The following is a 13,961-nucleotide window of genomic DNA, read 5'->3' on the forward strand; positions in this document are numbered from 1 at the left end:
TAATTATTGAGCATGATGGATTTAAGTATCTTAAATTCCACGATGAACCACTTGCTCAAATCATTCAAAATGAATTGAGCAGAAAATGGTAATTTTCGTGGGGATCATTCAGCTCGGGATGACGTGAAACCTGTGCTCGGGATGACGTAAAAGCTGTGTGCGGGATGACGTGAAAGCTATGCTCGGGATGACGTGGAAGCTGTGCTCGGTATGACGTCCTTCCGCCACATGGTTTTATTCCTTAGCTCCAATTCCTGGCATTTCCATCCATGCCTGGTGGATTGTTGCCAACAGCGAATTTGCCTCGGCTAACAGTTCTGAATCGCTATGAAGATTAGCTTTCAACAGAATCTGCTGAATATAGTCATATAGTTGATCAAGATTAACCGCAATATCTCCACCTTGTTCGTGATCAAGACTTGTTCTTAAACCATCGAGAATGCTGATAGCTCTGGAAATATGCTCACCTTTCTCACTGATTTGCTGCCGCTGGATATGGCCCTGAGCTGTCGCGATATGCGAGCGGGCACCTTGCAATAGGAGATTGATTAATTCATGAGGGTTTGCCGATTCTATTCGGGTCTGTAAGTCGATTGATTTGTATTGATTAATTGCTTGTTCATACCTGTTTTTCATAATCATCTCTTGTTCAAGGTCAATTGGGGCAGATTGGCCAGCTGCTGGCTTAAGAAATTGCTGGTGCTTTGCATCTGAGATAATAAACCATCAAGGGCTGTAAATTGTTTCAGATAGCGTTTACCAAGCTCCTGCGTACGGTAATCGAGTTGAACGCGATCCTCGGCAATTCGTTCAATTTGATTATTCAGACTGCTGGTGCGATCAACTAGACTGCCCTTGTCATCGAGCAATTGTTCAATCAGATCATTAAATTTCACCGCCAGGCCATTGGTTACGGTAATATTTCCTCTTGCGCCAATCCCACCGCCGGTGATATCAACCGAAAGATTTTTATAAGCGCCGCTGCCTTTTAGTGTTAACCCATTTGAGGATGTCGCAATCAAACCGCCGATGGTGCCGCTTAAACTAACCCCTGGATTGAAGGAGTCAATCGTTAACGCATAGGTTCCGGCCTTGACATCAGCACCAACCAGGCTGATTTTCACATTGCTATCGGAAGCCTTCGCCGACTTGGCGAAAAAGGCTCCAATGGATTCGTAGTGCGTGTCCAGTGCCTTGGTTAACTGGTCTTCATTAATCTCAAGCAAGCCGCTTTTTGTTGTTTTAATACCCAGATCAGCCAGGGTTTTAAGCGGGGAAGAGGTATCCTGATTGACATCGCTGACCAATGCTGACAATGAAAATTTTAGATTTCTTATTCCCGTATCACCCTGCAGGCTGCCTGCTTTTTTTGTATTCGGATCGTAGCTGGTTAAATTATTAAGACTGTTCATGCTGTCATTGAACTGTTTAACAAACTCCCTGATTAATGAGGTAGTTTGTGCCCGATTCGCCTCAACACCGAGCGAAATAAGTGTTCCAGGCTGAGCTTTTTTCAAATCCAGAGTGACGCCTGCAATCGCGTTTTCAATTCGGTTACTGCTTTCAGTGAGTAGTAAACCATTGATTTTGAATTGGCTGTCTTTTGCCTCGGCAGTTTGAAGCATTGAGTTAACACCGTTTGTCGGATCATAGGCCAGTGCTGACAAGCCCGCGCCGTTGGTGTTATTTCCATCAACATCATTTACAGTAATTCGCATTTCATAAGACTTGCCGGTCGAAGGGCTGCTTAAAGTCAGCCGAGCGCCCTGACTGTCCTGAACAATGGCTGCCTGCACGCCGCTGTCACTGTTATTAATCGCATCGCGAATCGCAACAAGACTGCTTTGACCTGCGCCAATAGTAATAACCAGCGGGTCTTTATCAGCATTCAGGGTAAAACTGCTGAGATCATTGCTGTAACTTCCAAACTCAATCGTCAATGATCCCTGACCGACAGGAGAGGATGCGTTGGCAAAGGCTCCGGAAGCGAGGTTTTGTTTGGCGGCTAACTGGGTAATCTCAATATCATAATGACCATCAATAGCATAATCGCCAATAGTGGCCTGTAAAGCATTCGGATCACTTAAGGTAGTTTTCAATGAATGAAATTGTTTTAAATCGCCAAGTTTTATCAGGCTGCTTTGCAATTTGCTGAGCGCGCTTTTCACTTGCCCAAGAGCCGAAAGCTCAGCGACAAGATCCGCTTCATGTCGATCAATTCTGTTTTTAGCGGGGGTAATTTCCGCTTTTACCAGCGCCTCAACAATTGATTTAATGTCCAAACCTGAGCCAACTCCTGGCGAACTTATTCCTGACACGTTATTGTCCTTAATATCTAATCAGATTCATATTGCAACCCAGTTACACTTTTTTATCAATAGAGCCGCTAATCATTTCATCAACCAGGCTTAGAAGTTTCAAATATTCATCAGGCGGCATTTTCCGTATGACTTTATCTGATAATTTCTCTGTTACGATGGTTTGAAGAACGCCGGTTGCTTTATCAATGGCCTGTTTACTTTGCGCCGTGCTCAATGGACTGGATGAAAAGGGTTGAGAGCCGACTTTAATATTCTCATGGATACCATTTGAGTCCTGTTCCAATGAATTGGACTTAATATTATTTGATTCAATCTTCATTTCGACCTCCCACTTAATCGAATACAGGAAGGATATAGCTTAAATAGCCTGCTCCCATCAGAGAGCAGGCTGGTAGTACTATTATCTGCCAAGTAAGGACAGTACAGATTGTGGCAGGCTGTTAGCCTGTGCCAGCATCGCAGTTCCAGCTTGTTGCAGAATCTGGGCTCGGGTTAAGTTAGCCGTTTCAGCGGCAAAATCCGCATCCTGGATTCGGCTTCTTGCACCAGAGAGGTTTTCAGCAACGTTTGCCAGATTGGAGATAGTTGATTCAAATCGGTTTTGCAAGGCACCCATTGCAGCGCGATTAGAGTTCACGGAGCTTAAGGCTGAATCCAGTCGTAATATAGCGGATTGCGCACCGGCAGCAGTACCCACATCGATGGTGTCTACTCCTAGGGCATCTTTGGCGATAGCAGCATTTAAGCCCAATGTAGCCACGGTTCCGCCAATAGAGATGCTATTAGTTGCACTTATAGTCAGACTGCCGCGCAACGTACCATCAAAATCGCCGCCGGTAACACTGATACCGTCAGTACCAGCTGTGAAACCGGTACCGCTTTCAGTGATATCAATATTACGACCATCTGCCGCGGTTAAGGTCAGATCACCACCATTTAAACTGGCAATAACACCTGTCTGATTGCTCACGCCATTGATCGCATCACGAAGCGCCGTGTTGGATAAGGCAGTTGCAACGTCCTGGTTTGTAAATACTGCTACGCCATTGACAGACAGGTTATAGGTATCACCTGCTGTACCACCAATTGCGCCCACTGTCTGAGTTCCTGAGGTATTGGCACTTATAGACAAACCGGCGATTCCAGCATCATTGATAGCTGCTGCTTTAGCATAGGCTGAAGTAGCATCCTGCTGGGCATTGCCTGTAAATCCGGCACTGGAGTTGATGGTTGTAGCCGCACCGCCGCCAATGGCTATGGTTATATCAGTTGACGCGGCGTTGGACACCTCAGTTCCACTCTGAGTAGCGATACCGCCAATAGATGAGGCTTTAATACTTCCGATGGCAAAGTTAATCGTCTGATTAGCGTTGGCACCTACCTGAAAACTGGCGCTGGAAAAAGAGCCATCCAGGATTCTCTGACCATTGAACTCAGTGTTTAAAGCAATTCGATCGAGCTCGCTTTGTAACTGAACGACTTCCTCCTGAATAGCCTGACGGTCGCCAGAGTTATTCGATGAGTTAGCTGATTGCAGTGATAGTTCGCGCATACGTTGTAAGATATTGGTCGTTTCCTGCATTGCACCTTCTGCAGTCTGAGCCAATGATATACCATCATTCGCATTTCGTATTGCCTGGTTCATACCCCTGATTTGTGATGTCATTCTTTCAGAAATGGCCAGTCCGGCAGCATCGTCTTTAGCGCTGTTAATGCGTAGACCGGATGAAAGACGTTGAATGGCTGTCTGCATGCCTTTTTGTGATACATTTAAACTCCTTTGGGAATTTAATGACATCACGTTAGTATTAATCACTTGAGTCATGACCAAAATCTCCTCGTGCCTGAATCCCTGGATTGGGGATTATATTATTACCGGGAATTCGACCCTTGAATTCACCGTACCCACTTTAGTTATCGGATAGAAACAAAAAAACTTTAGGGGGCGTAGCACTTTATTTTAAAAAATGCGAGAAAAAAGGGAAAATTTTATTTAAAATTCATGGTGTGTAGAAAAAACAAACAATTTGACGATAATCAGCCGAGCCAGAATATTGTTCATTAATTAAATGCGAACAATAGAGTGAATAAAACAAGCCTCAGATAAAAAATCAGGTTATACTGTTGCGCGTCAAATTCAATCCACGGATTCTTATCTATGAGTTGGCTAAAAAAATTATTACCTTCTAAAGTCAGAACAGAAGCATCACAGAAAAAAGGCGTGCCCGAAGGTTTATGGGTAAAATGCCTTGGATGTAACTCTGTTCTTTATAGTACCGAGCTAATCAAGAACCTCTCTGTATGCCCCAATTGCAATCATCATCATCGCCTGACTGCGCGTCAGCGTCTGCAACAGTTTTTAGATGAGGGCAGTATTGAGGAAGTAGCTGCTCATCTGGAGCCAATCGATCGACTGAAGTTTAAGGACTCAAAGAAATATAAAGATCGTATTGTCCAGGCGCAAAAAGCAACAGGCGAGAAAGAAGCTTTATTACTTGCCAAAGGCAGCGTTATGGGACAGCCTGTCATCGCAAGCGCCTTTGAATTTAACTTCATTGGCGGCTCTATGGGTGCTACGGTGGGGGAGAAGTTTGTACGTGGCGTCTTATTGGCAACTAAAGAAAGAAAGCCCTATCTCTGCTTTACCGCAAGCGGTGGCGCCAGAATGCAGGAAGGCTTGTTTTCCCTAATGCAAATGGCTAAAACCTCAGCAGCTCTGGCCAGATTTTCCGAAACCAATCTGCCATTTATAGTGGTACTGACAGATCCTACACTAGGCGGGGTTTCAGCAAGTTTTGCCAGTCTTGGTGATATCATAATTGCTGAACCCAATGCGCTTATCGGCTTTGCTGGTCCTCGAGTCATTGAGCAGACAGTTCGGCAAACCTTGCCTGAAGGCTTCCAGCGCAGTGAGTTTTTGCTTGAGCATGGTCATATTGATATGGTAGTTGACAGAAAGGCGCTTCGACCCACAATCGCTGAGTTAATTGCCAAGCTGTCGCACCGTAACTTGTAAGATCATGAAAAAGAGCGGGAAAACGTTAAAGCAATGGCTGAGTGAGCTGGAAAACCGGCATGTGCAGGAAATCCAGCTAGGCTTGAGCCGTATTAAACGTGTTGCTGAGGAATTGGCTTTATTAAGGCCTGCGCCAACCGTTATAACAGTCGCGGGGACCAATGGCAAGGGCAGCGTTGTAGCTACTCTTGAAGAAATATATTCCAACTCAGGATATCGCGTCGGTGTCTATACTTCACCGCATTTGATTGCTTTTAACGAAAGGATCCGGATTAATAGAAAGGCGATTGAAGACGAACAACTTGAAAATTATTTTGAACTTATTGATTTTGCAAGAAAAGATACCGCACTGACCTTCTTTGAAACGGCGACACTCGCTGCCTTATTGCATTTTGAACAGCATGATCTTGATCTGGTAGTTTTAGAGGTGGGATTAGGTGGAAGACTGGATGCTACCAATATTATCGATAATGATTTGGCTATTATTACCACAGTCGATTTTGATCATCAGGAATATCTTGGAACAAGCCTCGAGGCTATTGGAACAGAGAAAGCAGGGATTCTTCGTACCAACAGGGCATTTATAGGAGCTGCTTCCGATTTGCCTGCCTCAGTTTTAAAAAGAGCAATCGATGTCGCTAAACCAGTATTGATTAATGGCCAGGATTATTCGTATAAAATTGCAGATGATATTCTCGAGATTAATTTTCGAAAACAGTTACTTCAGTTACCCAAGCCCCATTTACATCCAGATTCTGTGGTAGCCGCAGTCATCGCGTCGAAAATTCTAAGCGAAAAATTACCGGTAGAAGATAAGAACATTGCAATTTCCATTAAAAGTGTTCATTTGCCCGCCCGTTTACAAATGATTGAACAAAACGAGAAGAGGCTCCTTTTAGACGTGGCGCACAATCCGCAATCTGCAAGATTTTTGGCAGAATTTGTGACGCAGCAAAAAATACATGGTAATATTCATGCGGTTTTTTCTGCTTTAAATGATAAAGACATAAAAGGAATAGTCGAGCCACTTTTACCTTTGGTTAATTATTGGTATCCTGCAAGGCTTGAGAGTAAGCGCGCCTGTGTTGCAGAACAATTATTAAAAGAGCTGCCTGAGAATATCGAGCAAACAAAAGGCTATTTTAGTAGCCCTGAAGAAGCTTATAAAGCGGCATTCCGGCAGGCAAAAGCAGGCGATTTAATTATTGCCTTCGGATCTTTTATTCTGGTAGGTGCTGTTTTAAATGCAGTATCTGATTCTTACCTGGAGGAGTTACTATGACATTAGTAATGGACGAGCGTATTAAGCACAGACTTATTGGACTTGCTGTAATTATCTCTTTAGGAGCCATTTTTGCTCCCGCGATTATGAAAAAATCTAGCCAGCGCCTGGAAGGGCCCTCAAGTATTTCAATCAAGCTGCCTCCAAAGCCGGTGCTTCCTCAGGTCACTGCATCTGATGAGGAAACCATGTTTAAATCAGTTAAAGTGGCTCATGTAGACATTCCAACGGCTAACGAAGATTATCAACCTGCTGCGACTATTGCCAAAGCGGAGCCCTTAAGTCCGGTTAATGGCACAAAAACAATAGACTATGCCAGTGCTCAGATTGATAATCCTGATGCTCTGAAAGAAGCCCGCGCGCAGGAAGATAAAGCAGACGTGATGAGCAATCCACCCGCAGAGCTGGCTCAACACAATAGCGTATCCTATTCTTCACATGCGGCATCAAATGAAGATGTAAAACGAGTCGCTCTTGGACAGAAAAAGCCTTTGGCCAGTATACCCGCTGCGATTCCTGCAAAAGAACTGCCAAAAACTATTGTAGCCAGCAAGTCGCTTCCAGCAGCTAAAGCCCAGGCTAAGCCGGTGGCAAAGACTCAGCAATTGGCCAAAGCGCCTGTGACCAAAGCTCTTCCTGGCAAAACAGCTTACTCAGTTCAGGTTGCACTATTTGTACAGCAAAAGAATGCAATCGCATTGGTCAATAAACTAAAAAGTAAAGGTTTTCAGGCTTCCTATAACAAAGTCCAAAGCAAAAACGGGATTGCGTATAAAGTACTGGTTGGACAAATGAATCAGAAAGATCAGGCTCTGAAGCTAAGAACACAGCTGGCTAGCGCGATGCAGATAAATGGATTTGTCGTACCTACAACAGGAATCAGCTAAAGATGCAATGGTACTGGGTTGATATCGCCATCATACTTATAATAGGTCTTTCAGTTATCACGGGTTTATTCCGTGGTTTTCTGAAAGAATTAATAGCCCTTTCCGTTTGGATAGTGGCTATTTGGCTTGCATACAATTACTCTTCTGTTTTATACCCCTGGTTAGGAAATTATATCCAGGATCAAACAGTTATTAAAATTGCCTCCTTCATTATTGTCTTAACTGCAACAGTAATTGTAGGTGGTATTATTAATGCGCTCCTTGGTTTTATCTTAAAACGCTCCGGGTTGAGTGGCACCGATCGATTATTAGGAATGGGATTTGGTTTTATACGCGGCGTTTTTATTGTCTCATTAATTATCGTGGTTATTCGTATGACCTCTCTCCCGCAGGAAGAATATGTCAGCCAATCACGCCTTTACTCCAAGTTCACTCCCGTAGTCGACTGGATTTCCAGCAAGGTACCCGATTTAATTAATCAGGCTAAATCGCTGGATCAAACAAACAGCCTCGCTGATTTTCCATCCGACTTCGAGTTGTCTCAAGCTTAAGATTTCAGATATAAGCTTTGGTAGTTTTTCAAAGCTTATATCTTTCCGGTTCACTCATCTAAAGCGCCGTCTATACTGTTATTAAAGAATGTCAGGAGCCTGGAATGACTGCGAACAATGAGAATGTCTTACATCATGTCAATAAGATGCAGCAAGCATTTAAAGATCAGGTGGACCATCTGCGAAAAGACATTAAACTAATTGATGAGCCACAGTGTAAAGCCATGTTTGAAACAAGTGCTGAAGTGTTATCAGGTTTGATTAAAGCGTTTGAGGATTATAAAGAGAAAAAAGAAGAAGCGTGGAAGCATTAAATAAACTTCCAAACAGCGCTTTTTTGAATCATAAAAAACCGCTTTTTAAGCTTCTACTAGTACTGTGGCTTACCCACCGTATACATGCTTGTAAAAAGGAACGTCCGCTTAACTAGCTGAGAAGGAGACTATTGTGTCAATTTTAACTGCAGCCCGGCTGTTTGGATTCTGATGGACTAAAATTTTTACCAGTAGTATAACGGGTTTTTTTGTTGGAACGATTCGCTTGGTAATCAGGTTCGTCCGGTACAGTAAAAAAAGAACTAAATCGTTTGAGCCGTTGAATCTTCTTTTCTTCTTCGCTTGGTTTAGGGGGCTGGTAATTATTTTTCAGCGCTGAGTCAGGTTTTAAGGAAAAAGCATAGCCATATCCAACTGCACGTATGTCTTCAAAATTCTGAGCAAATCCGCAAGCGCCCCAATGAAGATCCTGGCCTTTATATTGATTTAGCAGCTGAGAGAGCGAGGTTTTTTTTCTTACCTGTACTACCTGGGTAGGAACCTGGTTTAAAGGAGGATTCATAGCTGGAATATCAGCATAAGAGAGCACGTAATCGGGCACATTATCACCCGCTTTTAAAATTAAAGGATAGGTGTCAAAGCTATTATGGCCGGGTTTGTCTGTTGGCTTCAGTCCATTTTTTATAAAATACCAGGTTGCTTTCGATACGGAAATATCTTCTGCTGTAAGAAGTTCTCCGTTAGCTAAGGCGTTAGAAACGTCCTGATTCAATAAACTACCTGGTGAGCAGTAAATGGTAAGGCTGGTGTCTGTCGGGATTGTACAGTCAGTGGACGTTGTAGCAAATGAAGCATGACCGTAAAAAACAATTCGAGTCATAAGGTTAACAAATTCATAAGTTGTCACCAATTGTAACATAAAGATTAAACATTAATCAATTTTGGTGCGCTTTAGAGTTTATGTACAGTCAGAGATAAAGCTTATTCTGAGTAATAAACTCAAGCACTGATTCAGGCATATTTTCAGAGTTCAATAAAGAGTTTCTCCGAATTTCGGTAGAGGAAATGGGATAGGCGCCGGCATCAAAAAAATAAATAACCCCTTGTGCGGTATTTTTCAGATCCACCTCTCTTTTAGTCAGGTGTCTGGAAAGCGATTCCATCAGATTGCTACTCTCGCTTGGGCTGATATCAGGCCGTTTTATTACCAGAATATTTGCTAACTCCAAAATCCGGGTCCATTGATGCCATTGCGGTAACTGATGGAAACTGTCCATCCCCATCAGCAGAGTCAAAGCGACATTTTCTCCCACTTCCTCGCGGTAACTCTCGAGTGTTGTAACCGTATAGGATGGCGATGGGCGATTAATCTCACGCTCGTCAATTTCAAAATGACAGGAAAGAGGATAATCAGCCAGAGCAAGTTCCAACATCTTTAGCCGTTGGGTAGGGGAAGCTGTCGCGCTTTGCTTTAACAAGGGTAATTTACAGGGTAAAAAAATAAAGCGCTGAAAGTGGAAGTGCTGCTGAACATTTTCTGCTATGCCCAAATGCCCCTTGTGTACAGGATCAAAGGTCCCCCCAAATATTAATACATTATCCAAGATAGCCTGCCTTTCTCCCTGTGCATAAAGCTATTGCTATTATCTCAAGACTACGCCAGATTTGACCGGGTTGGTTAGCGTTTTTAATTTTTTTGTCTAAAAGCTCGCATTGGTTTAACAACTGAACCAGAAATGCAACTTCAAAACGCTTGATTGCCGTTTGATAGTTGCCTAGCTTTGTGGACCAAATCTTTAGCTGTGAAGCTGCATCGCGAAATGAGCAGTGTGCTGTTTTATGCTTCAATTGAATAAGCAGTCGAATTTCCTGGCTTAATATCCATAAGATTAAGCTGGGTTCGGTCTTATTTTGACTGGATTGCCTGAGAAGGAGGAGGGCCTTGGCCTGATTGGCTAATAGACAAGCGTCTGCCAGCTCAAAACTTAAAAACTCGCATTGATTGTGCAAGTGCTCCTCTACATCCTTCAATGTCAATCGCGTATTGGCTTCTGCAATTAATTTGATTTTTTCTAATACCTGAGCGCAGGCTGGAAGATTATTTTCATTATATTGATAAATAAGCGCAGGAATAGCTTCATCAAAGTCAATCGAGTATTGCTTAAGCTGCGAAGCTATCCATTCCTTACAGCTATTAGCACTCATTGGGCTTGCAGCAATAATCATAATAGCCGGATGACTACTTATAAATTGAAGGGTTTTTAGCGTCAGATCGGGTGCCCGAAGGACTAGAAGACATTTAGGGTTAGGAGAGGATAAATAGGTTTCAAGAAACTGTTTGCCAGCAGAATCCAGTGTTTTTTTATCATAGCGTACATCGAGAATCATCATACTGCTAAACAGTGAGAAATTGTTTGCCTCTTCCCGTAGCATAGTCCAGTCGGCTGCTGCATTGATTTGCAGTATTTTTATGTCGCAATCCTCTTTATGCCGTGTTTGCCAGGCGGATATTAACACTCTCGCATAGTGGTTTACTTGAAATGGCTCTTGTCCGGTTATTAAATATACGGGAAGAAATTTGTCTGGCGCTGGTAAATTCAGGTGGTTTAGTTTATTTAACATGAAATTAGTTTAGCTTGCGATTAATTCGGTTCATAATTTGCATGGCTGCATCACGGCGCATTTCACTGTATATAAGCGTCTCCTCCGCATTGGACCCTAAAATTCTGTTGTTATTTACTGTGAGTTGGCGGGTTACAGTAACCTGATTTGAAGAAAGCAAGGGTTCGCCATTTGTTTTGATCAGAGAATAGACTGCGGTATAAATGAGCTGATATTGACGAGGCGTGGTACTGGCTCCGACACTGGTTATTTGTTCCTGAATGGTATCTTTTTCGAGAATCAACATAAATGAAGAACCTTTGGCAGATGGAAGAACGTGTATGCCATAGGATTGGAGCTGATCCTTTAATTGCAAATGCAGGTCAGGTTGTGCCCCCTGGTTTATTAATGCCACATTATTAAACCAGGACGGTATTTCATAAGTTCCGCGCAGCTTGAAACCACATCCTGCTAACAAGATGATGAATACTGCGAGGAAGTAGCGTTTAAACATTAACTAAACCACCAGATTGATCAGTTGACGGTGAGCAACAACTATCGCTTTTTTAATGCTTTTGCCCTCAACAAAGGCATGAGCCTCCCTGGTTGCTGTTTCAATCAATTCCTGTTCGGAGGCATCGCTCGGAGCGGTAAATTGCGCTCTTAATTTGCCATTCACCTGAACAATAAAATCAACCTGATCGGTTTTTAATGCACTTTTGTCGACTTTGGGCCAGGAGGCGTCAATGATTGCTTTTTCATAACCCAGTTGCTGCCATAAATGATGGCAGATGTGAGGCGTAATAGGTGCGAGTAAACGCAATAAAATACTCATGCTGGCATGAATGAAATATTTGTCATGTTCGGTTTCTATTGAATAATCAGAAATCTCATTAAACAATTTCATGCAACCAGAAACAACGGTATTAAATTGTTGTTTCTCATAGTCATTAGAAGCCTGAGCCAGGACTTGATTTACAGTCAGGCGTGATTTTTTTAATCTGTTATCAGCCTGCTGCCAATCGACATGCCCATTACCATTGCCAATCGCGTTATTAACTTCAGTAAACAGCTGCTGATTTTTGTGAGCGAAAGCCCAGACCCGCTTCAAAAAGCGATGAGCTCCTTCCACTGCGGTATCAGACCATTCTAATGATTGCTCGGGAGGCGCTGCGAACATGACAAAAAGACGTGCGGTATCCGCGCCATAAGTATTAATCAAGTGATTGGGGTCGACCACGTTACCCAATGACTTTGACATTTTATGGCCATCTTTTAATACCATTCCCTGAGTCAGCAGAGCTTTAAAAGGCTCATCAGAATTAACCAGGCCTTCATCGCGCATCAGTTTATGGAAAAATCGGGCATACAAAAGATGCATAACGGCGTGTTCAATGCCCCCAATGTACTGATCTACGGGAGTCCAGTATTTAGCGCGATCATCCAGCATAGCATTGTCTTGTCCTTTGCAGGCAAAGCGCGCGTAATACCATGAAGACTCGATAAAGGTATCGAAAGTATCGGTCTCTCGTGTTGCATCCTGACCGCATTTAGGGCAGCGTGTTTGTAAGAATTTTGCTGACTGCGCCAGAGGTGAGCCACTTCCTGTAAATTCAATATCATCCGGCAGTGTTACCGGGAGATCTTGCTCGGCAACGGGAACAATGCCGCATTCTTCACAGAAAATCATGGGAATAGGAGTTCCCCAATAACGCTGACGAGAAACGCCCCAATCGCGCAAACGGTAATTAACCGTAACTTTACCCAAATCCCTGCTTTCCAGGTAATTAGCAATAGTGCTTACAGCCTGGGAAGAAGTCAGACCAGTGAATTCGCCGGAATTAATTAATTCACCTTCTTCTGTAAAGGCTGATTTATCATAATTATGAGTGACCTCGCCAAGCGGCTTTATCACTTCCTTAATCGGTAAGTTATATTTATTGGCAAACTCCCAGTCACGCTGATCATGTGCTGGAACAGCCATGACGGCACCTGAGCCGTATTGCATCAATACAAAATTGGCAATCCAGACGGGAATACTTTCTCCAGTAACAGGATGAGCTGCTGAGAAGCGGGTTGCAATCCCTTTCTTCTCCATAGTTGCCAGATCAGCCTCCGCCATGCGGATCCCCTGACAGCTGTCAATGAACTCGCGAACTGCGGGATCCTGATTGGCTGCCTCTTTAGCCAGGGGATGATCAGGGGCTACGGCGAGATAGGTGACGCCCATCAGGGTGTCAGGCCGAGTAGTGTAAATTTTGAGTCGTTTGGGATACTCATTAACCTGAAAGCCAATCTCGCAGCCCTCGGAACGGCCAATCCAGTTACGCTGCATTTGCTTGACCTGTGCTGGCCATTCTTCAAGCGTATCCAAATCTTTAAGAAGTTCATCGGCATAGGCAGTGATTTTAATGAACCATTGAGAAATTTCACGCCGTTCGACAAGCGCTCCGGAACGCCAGCCGCGCCCATCGACTACTTGCTCATTAGCCAGAACAGTCTGATCAACAGGATCCCAGTTGACCACAGCATTCTTTTTGTAAACTAAACCTTTTTCATAAAGCTTAATAAAAAACCATTGCTCCCAGCGATAGTAATCCGGATCACAGGTTGCTATTTCACGTTTCCAGTCATAGGCATTCCCAAGGCGCAGGAATTGCTCTTTCATTGCTGCAATATTTTTCTTAGTCCATTCAGCAGGGTGAATTCCGTGTTTAATTGCCGCGTTTTCTGCTGGAAGGCCAAAAGCATCCCAGCCAATGGGCTGAAGAACATTCTTGCCTAAAGCACGCTGGTATCTTGCAATTACATCGCCAAGAGTGTAATTCCTCACATGGCCCATATGGAGCGTTCCGCTTGGATAAGGGAACATGGACAAGCAATAAAACTTTTCTTTGTTCAAGTCTTCAGTGACATTAAAGCATTGCTTCTTATGCCAGTATTGCTGGGCCTGTTCTTCTACTTCTTGTGGTTTATAACTAGTATCCATAGTCACTACATTAGATTACTTAAGCTGCCTAGGATAACC

The 13,961-nt window shown here is 43.4% G+C and carries 14 protein-coding genes; 5 read left to right on the plus strand and 9 right to left on the minus strand.

All coding sequences use genetic code 11. The features are described 5' to 3' along the window. Positions 1–234: 234 nt before the first annotated feature. From fliS to E1O89_RS10665, 4 genes are all read right to left on the minus strand, one after another. Entirely contained in the window at positions 235–642 is a 408-nt protein-coding gene (gene fliS / locus E1O89_RS10650) for a flagellar export chaperone FliS (protein ID WP_187347035.1), read from the minus strand. Further along, positions 639–2,318 carry a flagellar filament capping protein FliD gene (gene fliD, locus E1O89_RS10655; RefSeq protein WP_133140142.1) on the minus strand — a complete coding sequence of 560 codons (1,680 nt, stop codon included), beginning with the start codon at positions 2,316–2,318 and terminating at the stop codon, positions 639–641. Before fliD ends, fliS begins: the two co-directional genes overlap by 4 nt. A 43-nt stretch (positions 2,319–2,361) precedes the next feature. Continuing rightward, a complete protein-coding gene (locus E1O89_RS10660; protein WP_112219659.1) occupies positions 2,362–2,640 on the minus strand; it encodes a hypothetical protein in 279 nt (92 codons plus the stop codon). Between the two features lie 81 nt (positions 2,641–2,721). Continuing rightward, on the minus strand, positions 2,722–4,146 hold the full coding sequence (locus tag E1O89_RS10665) for a flagellin (RefSeq protein ID WP_133140143.1): 1,425 nt from the start codon (positions 4,144–4,146) through the stop codon (positions 2,722–2,724). A gap of 333 nt (positions 4,147–4,479) precedes the next feature. Between E1O89_RS10665 and accD the strand changes: the two genes are divergently transcribed. The 5 genes from accD (at position 4,480) to E1O89_RS10690 (ending at position 8,371) form a co-directional block, all read left to right on the plus strand. Continuing rightward, positions 4,480–5,337, plus strand: coding sequence for an acetyl-CoA carboxylase, carboxyltransferase subunit beta (accD, locus tag E1O89_RS10670; protein WP_133140144.1), 858 nt, complete (start codon positions 4,480–4,482; stop codon positions 5,335–5,337). A 4-nt stretch (positions 5,338–5,341) separates the two neighbouring features. Next, positions 5,342–6,619: a bifunctional tetrahydrofolate synthase/dihydrofolate synthase gene (gene folC / locus E1O89_RS10675; protein WP_133140145.1), complete on the plus strand. Its 1,278-nt coding sequence runs from the start codon at positions 5,342–5,344 to the stop codon at positions 6,617–6,619. Further along, complete coding sequence (locus E1O89_RS10680) at positions 6,616–7,506, plus strand: SPOR domain-containing protein (protein ID WP_133140146.1); 891 nt, start codon at positions 6,616–6,618, stop codon at positions 7,504–7,506. Before folC ends, E1O89_RS10680 begins: the two co-directional genes overlap by 4 nt. 2 nt (positions 7,507–7,508) lie before the next feature. After that, positions 7,509–8,057 (plus strand): CvpA family protein, encoded by a 549-nt coding sequence (locus E1O89_RS10685; protein WP_133140147.1) that lies wholly within the window; start codon positions 7,509–7,511, stop codon positions 8,055–8,057. Positions 8,058–8,161: 104 nt separating this feature from the next. Then, positions 8,162–8,371, plus strand: coding sequence for a hypothetical protein (locus E1O89_RS10690; RefSeq protein WP_133140148.1), 210 nt, complete (start codon positions 8,162–8,164; stop codon positions 8,369–8,371). 142 nt (positions 8,372–8,513) lie between these two features. Here the strand turns inward: E1O89_RS10690 and E1O89_RS10695 are convergent, their stop codons facing one another. Genes E1O89_RS10695 through leuS form a run of 5 tightly spaced genes read right to left on the minus strand, consistent with a single transcriptional unit; the run spans position 8,514 to position 13,922 of the window. After that, a complete protein-coding gene (locus tag E1O89_RS10695; RefSeq protein WP_165483133.1) occupies positions 8,514–9,251 on the minus strand; it encodes a putative adhesin in 738 nt (245 codons plus the stop codon). Between the two features lie 49 nt (positions 9,252–9,300). Continuing rightward, on the minus strand, positions 9,301–9,936 hold the full coding sequence (gene nadD, locus E1O89_RS10700; protein ID WP_165483134.1) for a nicotinate-nucleotide adenylyltransferase: 636 nt from the start codon (positions 9,934–9,936) through the stop codon (positions 9,301–9,303). Continuing rightward, complete coding sequence (gene holA, locus E1O89_RS10705) at positions 9,929–10,954, minus strand: DNA polymerase III subunit delta (protein ID WP_133140151.1); 1,026 nt, start codon at positions 10,952–10,954, stop codon at positions 9,929–9,931. Before holA ends, nadD begins: the two co-directional genes overlap by 8 nt. A 4-nt stretch (positions 10,955–10,958) precedes the next feature. Next, a complete protein-coding gene (lptE, locus tag E1O89_RS10710) occupies positions 10,959–11,447 on the minus strand; it encodes an LPS assembly lipoprotein LptE (RefSeq protein WP_133140152.1) in 489 nt (162 codons plus the stop codon). 3 nt (positions 11,448–11,450) lie between these two features. Then, positions 11,451–13,922, minus strand: coding sequence for a leucine--tRNA ligase (gene leuS / locus E1O89_RS10715; protein ID WP_133140153.1), 2,472 nt, complete (start codon positions 13,920–13,922; stop codon positions 11,451–11,453). Positions 13,923–13,961: the final 39 nt, after the last annotated feature.

The organism is Legionella genomosp. 1 (genome assembly GCF_900640215.1).
Lineage (GTDB): Bacteria > Pseudomonadota > Gammaproteobacteria > Legionellales > Legionellaceae > Legionella_C > Legionella_C quinlivanii_A.

Bases quoted from the DNA above. Each gene is read 5' to 3' on its own strand.
- folC (WP_133140145.1), top strand. From the start codon at position 5,342: ATGAAAAAGAGCGGGAAAACGTTAAAGCAATGGCTGAGTGAGCTGGAA.
- E1O89_RS10685 (WP_133140147.1), top strand. From the start codon at position 7,509: ATGCAATGGTACTGGGTTGATATCGCCATCATACTTATAATAGGTCTT.
- fliS (WP_187347035.1), bottom strand. From the start codon at position 642: ATGATTATGAAAAACAGGTATGAACAAGCAATTAATCAATACAAATCA.
- E1O89_RS10680 (WP_133140146.1), top strand. From the start codon at position 6,616: ATGACATTAGTAATGGACGAGCGTATTAAGCACAGACTTATTGGACTT.
- E1O89_RS10665 (WP_133140143.1), bottom strand. From the start codon at position 4,146: ATGACTCAAGTGATTAATACTAACGTGATGTCATTAAATTCCCAAAGG.
- accD (WP_133140144.1), top strand. From the start codon at position 4,480: ATGAGTTGGCTAAAAAAATTATTACCTTCTAAAGTCAGAACAGAAGCA.
- E1O89_RS10660 (WP_112219659.1), bottom strand. From the start codon at position 2,640: ATGAAGATTGAATCAAATAATATTAAGTCCAATTCATTGGAACAGGAC.
- leuS (WP_133140153.1), bottom strand. From the start codon at position 13,922: ATGGATACTAGTTATAAACCACAAGAAGTAGAAGAACAGGCCCAGCAA.
- holA (WP_133140151.1), bottom strand. From the start codon at position 10,954: ATGTTAAATAAACTAAACCACCTGAATTTACCAGCGCCAGACAAATTT.
- lptE (WP_133140152.1), bottom strand. From the start codon at position 11,447: ATGTTTAAACGCTACTTCCTCGCAGTATTCATCATCTTGTTAGCAGGA.
- E1O89_RS10695 (WP_165483133.1), bottom strand. From the start codon at position 9,251: ATGTTACAATTGGTGACAACTTATGAATTTGTTAACCTTATGACTCGA.
- E1O89_RS10690 (WP_133140148.1), top strand. From the start codon at position 8,162: ATGACTGCGAACAATGAGAATGTCTTACATCATGTCAATAAGATGCAG.